A 13,456-nucleotide genomic window follows, 5' to 3' on the forward strand; every position below is an offset into this window, starting at 1 on the left:
TCGCGGGCAAGAGCAACCGCAGCGCGGTCAACGCGATGACGCTGCAGCCCTTCGTGAACTACAATTTCCACGGCGGCTGGTACCTGACCTCGTCCCCGATCATCACCGCCGACTGGGAGGCCGGCCATGGCGACCGCTGGACGGTGCCGGTCGGCGGCGGCTTCGGACGCGTCTTCAAGATCGGCCATCAGCCGGTCAACGCGCAGCTCGCAGCCTATTACAACGTCGCAAAGCCCAGCGGTGGCGCCGACTGGCAGCTCAGGGCCCAGCTCCAGTTCCTGTTCCCGAAATAGCTGCCGCCAGAAAGCCACGTCGCGCCTCCCGCCGCCGCCGGTTCGCGGCGGAGAAGTGAGTTCGCTCTGCTCTGCCGCGGGGCTCCGGATCGGACCCGCAACAGCGATGGGCCATGCACAGAACCCGGACATTGCGATAATGCCTCTGTCATCCACGACCACGAAGCGATACCGGACAAGCGGCGTCTCATTCGAATGAATGTCCTCCGCCGCCGCAGTTCGGGTTATCCCCGCAAACCTCTCACACTCCACGCTCAGCCATGCCTCGCTACGCGCTCGCCATCTTCGATTTCGACGGAACGCTGGCCGATAGCTTTCCATGGTTCTGTTCGGTGCTGAACGAGACCGCCCGGCGATTTGGCTTTCGCGAGGTCCTGGAGCAGGAGAGGGACGATCTGCGTGCCCTCGGTAGCCGCGAGATTGTGGCCCATCTCGGTGTTCCCCTGTGGAAGATCCCCGCGATCGCCGCGCATATGCGCCAGCTCAATGCGCAGAGCCAGGGCGAGGTTCGCCTCTTCGACGGTGTCGAACAGGCGCTCGCAAACCTCGCCCGTCACGGCATCAGGATCGCCGTCGTCAGCTCCAATGCGGAGGAGACGATCCGGCGAACGCTGGGCCGGGCTGCGGAGCATGTCAGCGCCTTCGACTGCGGCGCCTCGCTCTGGGGAAAGAGCGCCAAGTTCAAGGCTGTTGCGAAGCGGCTGGGCGTCCCCCGGGAGCGCGCGATCGCGATCGGCGATGAGCTCCGCGACATCGAGGCCGCCCGCAAGGCCGGGATGGCCTGCGGGGCGGTGACCTTCGGCTACAACGCCCCTGCCGCGTTGCTCGCCCAATGGCCGGATCTGGTGTTCACGGATTTCGCCGATCTGCAGGCGCAGCTCACCAGCGCCTGAGGCTCATGCCTCCCGTGAGAGGCAGGTCAACCCAGGCGATTCAAAGTCGCAGAATTCGCTAGCAACGCCTTGGTTTTGCGCCCAAAAATCGCCTGACGCGGAAGCGTCGCCGGCGCCTTTCGCCTGGAGCCGAGAGGGCGTGCGCGCCGAACCGGCACGCACGCTGCATCCGGTTCCTACGAGGCCGCAAGGCCAAGCGCGACCAGCCGGCTCAGGCGCTCGGAGAACGCCTTGGCATCGGTGGGGCGCTCGCCGTCGAGCACGCGGGCTGTATCGAGCAGGAGGTTTGCGACATCGCTGCGCACGGCCTCGTTCTGCACGCCGGCCAGTCCCTGGATCATCGCGTGCCGCGGATTGACCTCGAGGATCGGCTTGCTTGCGCGCTCGATGCGCCCGCCCGCGGTCAAGAGCCGCTCGAACTGGCGATCCGGCCCGTCTTCCGCCGCGACCAGGCAGACCGCGCTGTCGGTCAGCCGGTCGGAGGCCCTGACATCGGCGACCTCACCCGCGAGAATCTCCTTCATCGCCGCGAGCAAGGCCTGCACCGCCTCGCTCGTCTCGGCGGAGGGCGGCGTCGCATCGTCGAGCAGGGGGATCAGGCTGAGATCGGCTGCGCCCTGCGTCACCGACTTGAACGGCTTGCCCTCGAATTCCGGCGCTCCCGAGACCCAGAAGCTGTCAACGGGGTCGCTGAGCAGCAGCACCTCGATGCCGCGCGCCCTAAAACCTTCGAGCTGCGGGGAGTTCGCGATCCGGTCTGCGTCGTCGCCGGCGATATAGTAGATCGCCGTCTGGTTCTCCCTGAGCGCTGCGACATAGTCCTTCAGGCTGCGTCGGCCGTCGCTTGCGGCTGTCGTCTTGAAGCGGGCGAGGCCGAGCAATTGGGCGCGACGCTCGAAATCCTCGTAGATCCCCTCCTTGATGACCGCGCCGAAATTCTCCCAGATCTTGGCGAAGCTATCGCCGTCCTGTTCGGCGAGCTTCGACAACTCGGAGAGGACGCGGCTGGTCACGCCCTTCTTGATCGCGCTCAGCAGCGGGCTGTTCTGGATCATCTCGCGCGAGACGTTCAGCGGCAGATCGGCGGTGTCGACGATGCCGCGCACGAAGCGCAGATAGCGCGGCAGGAACTCCGCCTCGTCGGTGATGAAGACGCGCTTCACATAGAGCTTGATGCGGCCCTTGCGATCGGCGTCGAACAGGTCGAACGGACGCCCGCCCGGCACGAAGAGCAGCGCGGTGTATTCATGGCGGCCCTCGGCCCGGAAATGGACCGTCGTGGCGGGCTCGTCATATTGCGCGGCGACGCTGCGATAGAAATCCGTGTAGTCCTGCGCGCTGATCTCGTTCTTGGGCTTGGCCCACAGCGCCGCGCCGTCGGCCAGCGTGGTTGCCTCCGCGCCCGGCTTCTCGATCAGCGAGATCGGCACCGGCACATGGCCGGATTGTTCCCTGACGATGCGCTCCAGCGTCCAGCGCTCCGCATAGGATTTGGCATCCTCCATCAGATGCAGCGTCACGCGCGTACCGCGCAGAGGGGCATCATCCAGCCCAACGGGGGCGACGGTGAACTCGCCCTTGCCGTCCGACGACCAGAGCCAGGCCTCGTCGCTGCGGGCGCGGCGGCTGACGACCTCGACCTTGTCGGCGACCATGAAGGCTGAGTAGAAACCGACGCCAAACTGGCCGATGAGCTGTGCGCCTTCCTTGCCCTCGGCGGTCGCGATGCGCTCCATGAAGCCGCGCGTGCCGGAGCGGGCGATGGTKCCGAGCGCCTCGATCATCTCGTTGCGGCTCATGCCGATGCCGTTATCGGCAATGACGAGCGTGCCGGCCTCGGGATCGGCCGCGATCGTGATCGCGAGCTTGAGGTCGTCGCCGAGAAGCTCCGGCCGGGCGATGGCCTCGTAGCGCAGCTTCTCGCTGGCGTCGGCGGCGTTGGAAATCAGCTCCCGCAGGAAGACGTCCCGGTCCGAATAGACCGAGTGCACCATCATATGGAGCAGGCGGGAGACATCGGCTTCGAAGCTTCGGCTTTCGGCGGTCTGGGTTGTCATGGCTGCATGCTGTCTGGCTGGGGAACGCGGCCCATCAGATGGCTGGAATAGCCGGATCTTGCAAGACGGGGCAGGGGCCATCGACGTCAGGGGCGCCGGGCTCTCACTGACCCCTGGCCCGAAGTCGAGCCTGGCTCACGGGCAAGGACAGAGCTTCAGCAGCCGCCCGGGAGCGGCCGCTGAAGGTATTATTCGTCTGGATCAGACCAGATCGAAGCGATCGAGGTTCGTCACCTTGGTCCAGGCCGCAACGAAGTCCTTCACGAACTTCGCCTGCGCGTCCGAGCTGGCATAGACCTCCGCCAGCGCACGCAGCACCGAGTTCGACCCGAACACGAGATCGACGCGGGTGCCGGTCCATTTCGGCGCGCCGCTCTTGCGGTCGGTGCCCTCGAACACGTCCTTGGAGTCAGGCTTCGCCTTCCACTGCGTGCCCATGTCCAGCAGGTTGACGAAGAAGTCGTTCGTCAGCGCGCCGGGACGGTCGGTCAGGACGCCGTGGCTCGTGCCATCGACATTGATGTTGATCGCGCGCAGTCCACCGACCAGCACGGTCATCTCGGGTGCGGTCAGCGTCAGCAGCTGCGCCTTGTCGATCAGGGCCACCTCGGCCGGCACCTTGAGCGCCGCCTTCTGGTAGTTGCGGAAGCCGTCCGCCTGCGGCTCCATGACGTTGAAGGCATGGATGTCCGTCTGTCCCTGCGAGGCATCGGTGCGGCCCGGAGCGAACGGGACGGTGACATTCTGGCCGGCAGCCTTCGCCGCCTGCTCGACGCCGGCATTGCCCGCCAGCACGATCAGGTCGGCCAGCGAGACCTCCTTGCCGCCGGTCGCGGCCAGGTTGAACTCCGACTGGATGCCCTTGAGGACCTTGAGCACATTGGCGAGCTGCAGGGGCTGGTTGACCTCCCAGTCCTTCTGCGGCGCGAGGCGAACGCGCGCGCCGTTGGCGCCGCCGCGCTTGTCGCCGCCGCGGAAGGTGGAGGCCGAGGCCCAGGCGGTGCCGACGAGCTCGGAGACGCTCAGGCCCGAGGCCAGGACCTTGGCCTTCAGCGCAGCCGCATCCTCGTCATTGATCAGGGGATGCTCGACGGCCGGCACCGGATCCTGCCAGGTCAGCTCTTCCCGGGGCACTTCCGGTCCGAGATAGCGCGAACGCGGGCCGAGATCGCGATGGGTCAGCTTGAACCAGGCCCGGGCGAAGGCCTCCGCGAAGGCCTGCGGATTCTGCAGGAAGCGGCGCGATATCTTCTCGTAAGCGGGGTCGACGCGCAGCGACAGGTCGGTCGTCAGCATGGTCGGTTTGCGCTTCTTCGACGGATCATGGGCGTCGGGGATGACGTCCTCCGCGTCCTTCGCCTCCCATTGGATGGCGCCGCCGGGGCTGCGGGTCTGCACCCATTCGTATTTGAACAGGTTCTCGAAGAAGTGGTTGCTCCACTGCGCCGGCGTCTGCGTCCAGGTGACCTCGATGCCGCTGCCGACGGCATCCGCGCCAAAGCCGCTGCCATAATTGCTGGCCCAGCCCAGGCCCTGCGCCTCGAGGCCTGCGCCTTCGGGTTCCGGTCCCTTGTGGGATTCGGGCGCTGCGCCATGGGTCTTGCCGAAGGTATGGCCGCCGCCGATCAGCGCGACGGTCTCCTCGTCGTTCATCGCCATGCGGGCGAAGGTCTCACGGATGAAATGGGCCGCCGAGAGCGGGTCGCCATTGGCGCCGGGGCCTTCCGGGTTGACGTAGATCAGGCCCATTTCGGTGGCGCTGAGCGGAGCGTCGAACGCATCGAGCGGGCGATGCGTCAGCCAGGCGGTCTCGGCACCCCAGTTGACGTCGAGATCCGGCTCCCAGGTATCGGCGCGGCCGGCGGCGAAGCCGAAGGTGCGGAAGCCCATGGTCTCCAGCGCGACATTGCCGGTGAGGATCATCAGGTCGGCCCAGGAGATCCGCTGGCCGTATTTCTGCTTGATCGGCCAGAGCAGGCGGCGCGACTTGTCGATATTGACGTTGTCCGGCCAGCTGTTGAGCGGGGCGAAGCGCTGCTGGCCGCGGCCACCGCCGCCACGGCCGTCACTCAGGCGATAGGTGCCGGCGGCGTGCCAGGACATGCGGACGAATTGCGGGCCGTAATGGCCGAAATCGGCCGGCCACCAGTCCTGCGAGTCGGTCATCAGCTTGCGCAGATCGTTCTTCAGCTCTTCATAGTCGAGCTTGCTGAATTCCTGCCGGTAATCGAAGGCCTGGTCCAGCGGATCGGACTTGGACGAGTGCTGGTTCAGCAGGTCGACGCGCAGTTGGTTGGGCCACCAGTCGCGGCTCTGGGTGCCGCTGGTCCCGTGAGCGACCGGGCATTTCCCGGCTCCCCCCTCAGTCTTCGCATTCATGATTCTCTCCAATTCACGTTACGCTGATTGCGCGTTTCTCGATCACAGGCGGGTCGGTGCCGGGGCAGGCGATCCGCTTTCATGGCCTGCCTGGCAGGCCTGCCAGCCGGGCGGCTGGAAACAGGGACATCGACGGGTGCCGGCGGCTGGACTGGGCCAGGTCGGCCACGAGCGGAACGCCACCGGTCTTGATCATGCGGGGCGGTCTCGGCATTGCCTGCTCCTCATCGTCGCAAGGAGCCTCTTAGCAAAAGGGTTTCATTATATTAATTCCGATTTTCTGATTGCGTCGATAAGCTAAGATTATGACGAACCTGACACTGAAACAGCTGCGTTATTTCGAGGCGCTGGCCCGCCAGCGCCACTTCGGACGCGCGGCGGAGAGTTGCGCCATCTCCCAGCCGGCCCTGTCGATGCAGATCAAGGCCTTTGAGGAGGAACTCGGCGCCGAACTCTTCGAAAGGGACCGGCGCCAGGTCCGGCTGACGAGTTTCGGCGAAGAGATCGCGCTGCGCACCAAGGACATCCTGCGCTCGGTCGACGAGCTCGAGGACTATGCGCGCAGCTCGCGCGGCGGGCTCGTCGCCAGGCTGCGCATCGGTGTGATTCCCACGGTCGCGCCCTATCTGCTGCCCGGCCTGATCGCCGACCTGACCGGCCTCCATGACGGGCTGGACCTCCATGTCCGCGAGACGCTGACGCCGAAACTCGTGCAGGAGCTGAATGAAGGCCGGCTCGACATGGCGGTCGTGGCGCTGCCGGTTTCCGAGCCTTCGCTGACCGAGGCCGCGCTCTTCACGGAAAGCTTCGTCCTCGTCCGGTCACGCGAGGACGAGGGGAAGCCAGCCCCCAATCGCGAGGATCTCCACGAAATGCGGTTGCTGTTGCTGGAGGAGGGGCATTGCTTTCGCGAGCAGGCCCTCTCGTTCTGCAACAAGAACCCGCGCACCATGCACCCGCGCGACCTGCTGGATGCAAGCTCGCTCTCGACCCTGGTGCAGATGGTCGATGCCGGCATGGGCGTGACCCTGATTCCGGAGATGGCAGTCGCGGTCGAGACACGCTCGGCCTCGGTCTGCGTCACGCGCTTCAAGGACCCCCAGCCATCGCGCACGATCGGCATGGTCTGGCGCAAGACGAGCCCGCTCGCCAAGCAGTTTGCACAGATTGCCGAGGCCGTGCGCCTCTCGGCCGCAGCCCGCCGGGCCTAGGCGCGAGCAACCTCAAGCCCGAAAGCGCGCCGCGCCGTCGCCGCAAGGCGTGACGCATGCCAAACTTGAATCGACTTCCCAAAACGTTTTGGATCGGGTTATCCTGAACGTGAGGCGCCGATCGTCCAACCATTGAGATGCCGATGAGCTCGTTGCGCGCGCTGGCGCAAACGCTGGGATTGTCGATCACCACCGTCTCGCGGGCGCTCGACGGCTATGACGATGTTGCGCTCGCCACGCGAGACCGCGTGCGGGCAGCGGCGGAGGCGGCCGGTTACCGGCCCAATTCCGCAGCCCGGCGGTTGCGTCGCGGGCTGACCGAGATCGTCACGATGGTGCTTCCGGCCGGGCCGGGCCATTTCAACGAGCCGCTCTATCTAGAGCTGCTGGGCTCGATCGGCGAACGGCTGGCGGAGCAGGGCTATGATCTGACCTTAATCGCCGCGCTGCCCGGCCCCGACGAGCTCAAGACCTATCGCCGCCTTGTCGACGGCCGCCGCACCGACGCCATCATCGTCGTCCGCACCCGCCGCGAGGATGCTCGCCTGCGCTACCTCACAGATGCCGGCTTTCCCTTCGTCGCGATGGGGCGTAGCGATTTTCCAGAGCCCTATGCCTTTGTCGACGGGGATGGCGAGGCCGCGTTCCACGATGCCGTGCTGCGCCTGGCCGCCCTCGGCCACCGCCGGATCGGCCATCTTGCGGCGCCCTCGGCCTTCACCTTCGCGCATCTGCGCCGCAGCGGCTTCGCGCGGGCCCTTCGCCAGGCTGGCATTTTCGGCGCGATCATCGAGGGCAGCGCCGACGAGGCCGGCGGCTATCGTGCGGCGGGGCTGCTCCTGGCGCAGCCGGCGCAGCCCACCGCGCTGCTCTGTGCGACCGACAGCATGGCGCTGGGCGCGATGCGCGCCATCCGCGAGCGCGGTCTCGTCGTCGGGCGCGACATCGCGATCATCGGCCATGACAACATTCCTGCCTCCGCCTTCTCGGACCCCGCGCTCGCGACGATGGAGCTGCCGATCGCCGCGACCGGCCGCCGCCTCGCGGAGATGGCGCTGGCGCGCATCGGCGGAGCCGATCCCCGCGATCTGACCGAGATCAATTCGGTCGAGTTCATTGCACGCGCCTCGCTGGGGGAGGCGCGTCGCTGATCCGATCACGGAAACGGCCAGGCGCTCGCAACCGGCCTTATCCCACGCAAACCAGAACAAGCGAGGCAGGGAGGACGATATGAAGACGCTAAACCATCTGGCATGCGCCGCCGTCGCGGCGGGGGCCATGCTTGTTGCACCCGTTGCGAAGGCGCAGGACCTCGTCTTCCTCTCGACGCAGCTGCGCCCGATCGACGAGGCGCAGAAGGTGCGCGAGGTCCTGCTCAAGGGCGCGCCGAAAACCACCTATGTGGTCGAGGAGCCGCCGCAATTTGCCGTGCGCATGAAAGCGGAACAGGCGGCAGGCAAGCGCACGATCAGCCTGATGGGCGCGCTGCATGGCGAATTGCAGCCGCTCGTGCCGGCAGGCTCTCTCGACGCGGTCGACGATATCGCGGCGAAACTCGGCGCGAGCGGCATTCCAGCCGGACTGATGGAACTCGGCAAGCTCGGCACGCCCAATCAGCAATACATCCCCTGGATGCAGGCGACCTATGTCCTCGTCATCAAGAAGGCGGCGCTGCCCTTCCTGCCGGCTGGCGCCGATGTCAACGCGCTGACCTATGAGCAGCTCGCCGCCTGGGGCAAGGCGATCCAGGAGAAGACCGGCCAGCGCCGCATCGGCTTCCCGGCCGGGCCGAAGGGCCTGTTCGCCCGCTTCGTGCAGGGCAATCTCGTGCCCTCCTATACCGGCTCGATGGTGACCGAGTTCCGCTCGGCCGCGGCCGAGAAGGGCTGGGCCGATTTCAAGGCGCTCTGGGCGACGGTGAACCCCAACGCCAACAACTATAATTTCATGCAGGAGCCGCTGATGGCCGGCGAGATCTGGATCGCCTGGGACCATATCGCCCGCGTCAAGGACGCCCTGACTGCCGAGCCTGACCAGTATCTCGTCGTGGCGCCTCCAGCCGGCGCCAAGGGGCGCGCCTATATGCCCGTCATTGCCGGGCTCTCCATCGCCAAGGATGCGCCGAACCGGGCCCAGGCCGCAGCCGTGATCGAGCATCTGTTGAAGCCTGCGACACAGCTTGCCGCGGCGCAGGAGGTCGGCTTCTTCCCGGTCGTGGATGCGCCCCTGCCGCCCGACTTGCCGGCCGGCGTCAAGCTGCTCGCCGACGGCGTGGCGAAGACGCAGGGCGCGAAGGACGCGATCGTCGCCCTCCTGCCGATCGGCCTCGGCGACAAGGGCGGCGAGTTCAACAAGGTCTATTTCGACACGTTCCAGCGCATCGTGCTGCGCAACGAGCCGATCCGCGCGGTTCTCGACGCCCAGGCCGAGATCCTGCGCAGCCTGATGGTCCAGACCGCTGCGCCCTGCTGGGCGCCCGACAAGCCGAGCCAGGGCGCCTGCCCGGTCACCTGAGCTCAGGACGAGCTGCGCTCCGGTCCCCGACCGAAGCGCAGCCTCCGGGAGCGCCTTGCAGAGGCCTTCGACCATGCTCCAGCCGCGCTGGCTGCCCTATCTGCTGATCGCGCCCTCGGTCGCCTTTCTTGCAGCCTTCTTCCTGGTACCGCTCGGCCAGACCATCCTGCTCTCCTTCGATGGCGGGCAGGGGTTTTCGCTCGCCAACTATGCCCGCATGGCGGGGGACCTCAATTTTCCCACGGCGCTGCGCAACACCTTCGCCCTCGTCGCGGTGGTGATCCCGCTGCAGGTGGCGCTCGCGCTCGTCATGGGGCTGATGCTGCAGAGGATGACGCGCGGGCGCGAGCTCGTGCTCTGGATCTGGACGATCCCGCTCGGCGTCTCGGATCTTGCAGCCGGCCTTGTCTGGCTCGCGATCCTGCAGGATTCCGGCTATCTCAACACACTGCTGTTCCAGATCGGCGTGATCAGCGGCCCGACCGCCTATCTCAACAGCGAGACGCCGGTCGCGCTGTTCTTCGCCGTCGTCCTGGCCGAAATCTGGCGTGCGACCGCGATCGTCCTGATCATTCTCGTCGCCGGCATCCAGCTCATACCGAAGGAATTCGGCGAGGCCGCCGACATCTTCGGCGCCACCCCCTGGACCAAGTTCCGCAAGATCACCCTGCCGCTGCTGAAGCCCAGCCTGCAATCGGCGCTGATCCTGCGCACGGTCCTCGCCTTCGAGGTCTTTGCGGTGGTCTACGCGCTCGGCGGGCGCAATTTCCCGATCATCGTCGGCGAGGCCTACACCTGGCAGAACGAGAACCAGAATTACGGCGTCGCGGCTGCCTATGCCGTGCTCGTGATGGTGATCTCGCTCGCGGCGACGATCATCTACCTCAAGGCGCTGCGCGTCGATCCGGAGACGCAAGCATGAGCGCGCCCCGCAAATGGCTTTATGTCACGGGCGTCCTGGCGCTCTGCGCCTGGGTGCTGGTGCCGATCTACCTGATCGGGCTCGGCGCCATGGGCGGGCGGCTCGCCGTGTTCAAATGGCCGAAATCCTTCGCCCCCGGCGAGGCCGGTTTCGCGGCGCTCGCCACCTTCCTCAGGATCGAAGGCGTCTGGAACGCGGCCCTGAACTCGCTCATCGCCGCATCGCTGACCATGCTGTTCTCGATCCTGCTCGGCGCACCCGCAGGCTATGCCCTGGCGCGTTTTTCCTTCCGGGGGCAGAGCGCCTTTCGTCTGCTGGTGCTGCTGACGCGCGCCTTTCCGCTGGCGATCCTTGCCCTGCCGCTGACCGTCATTTTCATCCGGGTCGGGCTCTACGACACGCCGTTTGGCGTCTCGCTGATCCATACGGCGCTGGCGCTGCCCTTCGCCGCTCTCGTGACCTCGTCGCTCTTCATGGGCATCCCCCGCGAATACGAGGAGGCGGCCTGGGTCTTCGGCTGTACGCGCCGGCAGGCCTTCCGCAAGGTGGTGTTGCCGCTGGCGCTTCCCGGCATCGCAGCTGCGGCGATCTTCGCCTTCGTCATCTCCTGGAACGAGGTCTTCGCTGCCTCGGTCCTGACGGTGCGCGAGCGCACGCTCACCGCCTATCTCCTGACGGTCCTCTCCGAGTCGCCGCTGCATTACCGCTTCGCCGGCGGTTTCATTCTCATCATTCCCTCGGTGCTCTTCATCTTCGCGGTCAGGAAATACCTGTTCGCGATGTGGGGCGTCTCGAGCAAATAGGGAGGAGACCGTTGGCCGGGATCCTGATCAACAAGGTTGCCAAGCAGTTCGGCAATGCGGTTGCCCTGCAGGAGATTTCGCTCACCGTCGAGGATGGCGAATTCGTCGCGCTGCTCGGCCCCTCCGGCTGCGGCAAGACCACGCTGCTGCGCATCATCGCCGGGCTGGAGGTGCAGAGCGCCGGCAAGGTCATGATCGGCGAACGCGACGTCTCCTCTCTGAAGCCGGCCCAGCGCGGCCTTGCCATGGTGTTCCAGAACTATGCCGTCTTCCCGCATATGACGGTGTTCGAGAATGTCGCCTTCGGTCTGCGCATGAAGGGCGCCGACCAGGCGCGTGTCGAGGCGAAGGTGCGCAAGGCGGCCGAGCTGCTGCATATCGAGCAGTATCTGGAGCGCTTTCCGGCCAAGCTCTCGGGCGGCCAGCGCCAGCGCGTCGCGGTGGCGCGTGCGCTCGCGGTCGAGCCGGCCGTGCTCCTGATGGACGAGCCGCTCTCCAATCTCGACGCGCTGCTCAGGCTGGAGATGCGGGCGGAGCTGCGCAGCGTCCTGCGCGAGGCCGGAACGACCACGATCTACGTCACGCATGATCAGACCGAGGCCATGGGCCTGGCCGATCGGATCGCGGTGATGCATGGCGGCCATATCGTGCAGATCGGCACGCCGACCGAGGTCTATTCGCGGCCCGCGACCCGCTTCGTGGGCGGCTTCGTCGGCTCGCCGCCGATGAATTTCGTCAACACGGTCGCAACCTCCGGCCAGGCCCGGCTCGGCGGGCTGACATTGGCATCGCCTGCCGACGGGCCGATCGTCCTCGGCTTTCGCGGCGAGGATGCGAAGCTGACCGAGACCGCCGGCGGCGTGCCCTTCACCGTGCGGGTCGCGGAGCCGATGGGCTCGCATCTCCTGCTCACCGGCAGGATCGGCGATGACCTTGCCCGTGTCGTTGCGCCCCCCGCCGCCCGGATCGCGGCGGGCGAAACGCTCGGTCTGGCGCTCGACCCTACCCGCATTGTCTGGATCGACCCGGAAACGGGCCGCACTCATCCCGGAGCTTGAGCCATGCTGTCGACCACACCTCCCTCCGACCGCGACGAGGCGGCGCGCGCCGTGCTGCGCCGCAATGACCGTGGCGGCTTCACCGTTCCCAATGGCCGCGTCTACCCGTTCCAGTGGAACTGGGATTCGGCCTTCGTCGCGCTCGGCTTCGCCACCTTCGATCTCGACCGCGCCTGGCGCGAGCTGGAAACCCTGTTCGAGGGCCAGTGGGAGGACGGCATGGTGCCGCATATCGTGTTCCGCGCCCCGGCAGACGGCTATTATCCCGGCCCCGAGGCCTGGGGCATCCAGCGCCAGCCGCTGACGTCGGGAATCTCGCAGCCCCCCGTCGCAGCGACCGCGGCGCGGGTGCTGCACGGGCTGTCCGGCCGCGATGCCACGCGGATCCGGGCTCTCGTCCCAAAACTCTTCGCCTCGCATCGCTGGTGGCACGAGACCCGCGACCCGGACGGCACCGGGCTCGTCACCATGGTCCACCCCTGGGAATCGGGGCGGGACAATTCGCCGGACTGGGACGAGCCGCTCGCCAATGTCGTGCCACAGGTCGATGTCGCGCATCTGCGCAAGGATCTCGGCCATGTCGATGCGTCCCACCGCCCGACGCATGATTTCTACAACCGGGTTATGACCCTGGTCGAGGAAGCCAAGGCCCTGCGCTGGGACGGGGTGGCCGTGGCGCGCGGGCTTTCCTTCCGGGTCTGCGATCTCGGCATCCAGTCGATCCTGCTGCGCGCCGATCGCGATCTTCTGAAGCTGGCGGAAGAACTGGGCTTCACCACCGAGGCCGCTGCCCTGCAAGGCTGGATCGCACGCAGCGAGACGGCGATGTCGCGGCTCAAGGGGCCCGACGGGTTGTATCGGTCGCTCGACCTGCGCAGCGGGCGTCTCAGCGAGGCCGTCACCTGCGCCGCCTATCTCCCGCTTTACGCGCGCATGGCGAGCCAGGAGGATGCGCTCGCGCTCAAGCGCCATCTCGCGGCAAGCCGGGCCGCAGCCGGCTTCTCCGTCGCCAGCAGCGATCCGCGCGATCGGCGTTTCGATGCGACGCGCTATTGGCGCGGCCCGGTCTGGCTGATGATGAACCGGATGATCGCCGACGGCTTTTCTGCCTATGGTCTGACCGAGGAGGCCGGCCTGCTCCGGCGCGACAGCGGCGATCTCGTCCGGCAGAACGGCTTCTGGGAGTATTTCGACCCGCGAGACGGCACAGGATGCGGCGGCCCCGACTTCTCCTGGACTGCTGCCATGTGGCTCAGCTGGGCGGGATTGCAGGACGATCGTCAGGCCTTGACCGCGCTCTGAGCCAAGCCCTGGCGCAGGCCTGTT

At 66.7% G+C, this 13,456-nt stretch carries 11 protein-coding genes and 1 pseudogene; 9 read left to right on the forward strand and 3 right to left on the reverse strand.

The genetic code is table 11. The features are described from left to right. Together AC1DGP_RS28220 and AC1DGP_RS28225 are read left to right on the forward strand one after the other, a co-directional pair. A pseudogene (locus tag AC1DGP_RS28220) lies at positions 1-293 on the forward strand (outer membrane protein); the annotation flags it as partial. A 260-nt stretch (positions 294-553) separates the two neighbouring features. Beyond that, positions 554-1,186: an HAD-IA family hydrolase gene (locus AC1DGP_RS28225; RefSeq protein WP_441492301.1), complete on the forward strand. Its 633-nt coding sequence runs from the start codon at positions 554-556 to the stop codon at positions 1,184-1,186. 176 nt (positions 1,187-1,362) lie between these two features. Here AC1DGP_RS28225 and htpG read toward each other — a convergent pair whose 3' ends face one another. The 3 genes from htpG to AC1DGP_RS28240 form a co-directional block, all read right to left on the reverse strand. After that, the gene (htpG, locus tag AC1DGP_RS28230; RefSeq protein ID WP_476832761.1) at positions 1,363-3,243 is read right to left on the reverse strand and encodes a molecular chaperone HtpG; all 1,881 of its coding nucleotides are present in this window, start codon (positions 3,241-3,243) and stop codon (positions 1,363-1,365) included. Between the two features lie 201 nt (positions 3,244-3,444). Beyond that, on the reverse strand, positions 3,445-5,622 hold the full coding sequence (gene katG, locus AC1DGP_RS28235) for a catalase/peroxidase HPI (protein WP_441508300.1): 2,178 nt from the start codon (positions 5,620-5,622) through the stop codon (positions 3,445-3,447). Between the two features lie 79 nt (positions 5,623-5,701). After that, on the reverse strand, positions 5,702-5,836 hold the full coding sequence (locus tag AC1DGP_RS28240) for a hypothetical protein (protein WP_441492304.1): 135 nt from the start codon (positions 5,834-5,836) through the stop codon (positions 5,702-5,704). 91 nt (positions 5,837-5,927) lie between these two features. On the opposite strand from AC1DGP_RS28240, the gene AC1DGP_RS28245 reads away from it, so the two are divergent. The 7 genes from AC1DGP_RS28245 to AC1DGP_RS28275 all read left to right on the forward strand — a co-directional run bounded on the left by AC1DGP_RS28245 (position 5,928) and on the right by AC1DGP_RS28275 (position 13,432). Continuing rightward, on the forward strand, positions 5,928-6,833 hold the full coding sequence (locus AC1DGP_RS28245; protein WP_441508301.1) for a hydrogen peroxide-inducible genes activator: 906 nt from the start codon (positions 5,928-5,930) through the stop codon (positions 6,831-6,833). 143 nt (positions 6,834-6,976) lie between these two features. Beyond that, the gene (locus AC1DGP_RS28250) at positions 6,977-7,984 is read left to right on the forward strand and encodes a LacI family DNA-binding transcriptional regulator (RefSeq protein ID WP_476832762.1); all 1,008 of its coding nucleotides are present in this window, start codon (positions 6,977-6,979) and stop codon (positions 7,982-7,984) included. 79 nt (positions 7,985-8,063) lie between these two features. Beyond that, entirely contained in the window at positions 8,064-9,347 is a 1,284-nt protein-coding gene (locus AC1DGP_RS28255; RefSeq protein WP_476832763.1) for an extracellular solute-binding protein, read from the forward strand. 73 nt (positions 9,348-9,420) lie between these two features. Beyond that, on the forward strand, positions 9,421-10,269 hold the full coding sequence (locus tag AC1DGP_RS28260; protein WP_476777220.1) for a carbohydrate ABC transporter permease: 849 nt from the start codon (positions 9,421-9,423) through the stop codon (positions 10,267-10,269). After that, a complete protein-coding gene (locus AC1DGP_RS28265; protein WP_476832764.1) occupies positions 10,266-11,072 on the forward strand; it encodes a carbohydrate ABC transporter permease in 807 nt (268 codons plus the stop codon). The genes AC1DGP_RS28260 and AC1DGP_RS28265 overlap by 4 nt, the downstream gene beginning before the upstream one ends. 11 nt (positions 11,073-11,083) lie before the next feature. After that, the gene (locus tag AC1DGP_RS28270) at positions 11,084-12,130 is read left to right on the forward strand and encodes an ABC transporter ATP-binding protein (protein ID WP_476832765.1); all 1,047 of its coding nucleotides are present in this window, start codon (positions 11,084-11,086) and stop codon (positions 12,128-12,130) included. 3 nt (positions 12,131-12,133) lie between these two features. Further along, a complete protein-coding gene (locus AC1DGP_RS28275; protein ID WP_476832766.1) occupies positions 12,134-13,432 on the forward strand; it encodes an MGH1-like glycoside hydrolase domain-containing protein in 1,299 nt (432 codons plus the stop codon). Positions 13,433-13,456: the final 24 nt, after the last annotated feature.

This window comes from Allobosea sp. 05T433, assembly GCF_056396065.1.

Coding starts and splice junctions, on each gene's coding strand:
- AC1DGP_RS28255 (WP_476832763.1), top strand. CDS start 8,064: ATGAAGACGCTAAACCATCTGGCATGCGCCGCCGTCGCGGCGGGGGCC.
- AC1DGP_RS28265 (WP_476832764.1), top strand. CDS start 10,266: ATGAGCGCGCCCCGCAAATGGCTTTATGTCACGGGCGTCCTGGCGCTC.
- AC1DGP_RS28225 (WP_441492301.1), top strand. CDS start 554: ATGCCTCGCTACGCGCTCGCCATCTTCGATTTCGACGGAACGCTGGCC.
- AC1DGP_RS28240 (WP_441492304.1), bottom strand. CDS start 5,836: ATGCCGAGACCGCCCCGCATGATCAAGACCGGTGGCGTTCCGCTCGTG.
- katG (WP_441508300.1), bottom strand. CDS start 5,622: ATGAATGCGAAGACTGAGGGGGGAGCCGGGAAATGCCCGGTCGCTCAC.
- AC1DGP_RS28275 (WP_476832766.1), top strand. CDS start 12,134: ATGCTGTCGACCACACCTCCCTCCGACCGCGACGAGGCGGCGCGCGCC.
- AC1DGP_RS28245 (WP_441508301.1), top strand. CDS start 5,928: ATGACGAACCTGACACTGAAACAGCTGCGTTATTTCGAGGCGCTGGCC.
- AC1DGP_RS28260 (WP_476777220.1), top strand. CDS start 9,421: ATGCTCCAGCCGCGCTGGCTGCCCTATCTGCTGATCGCGCCCTCGGTC.
- AC1DGP_RS28250 (WP_476832762.1), top strand. CDS start 6,977: ATGAGCTCGTTGCGCGCGCTGGCGCAAACGCTGGGATTGTCGATCACC.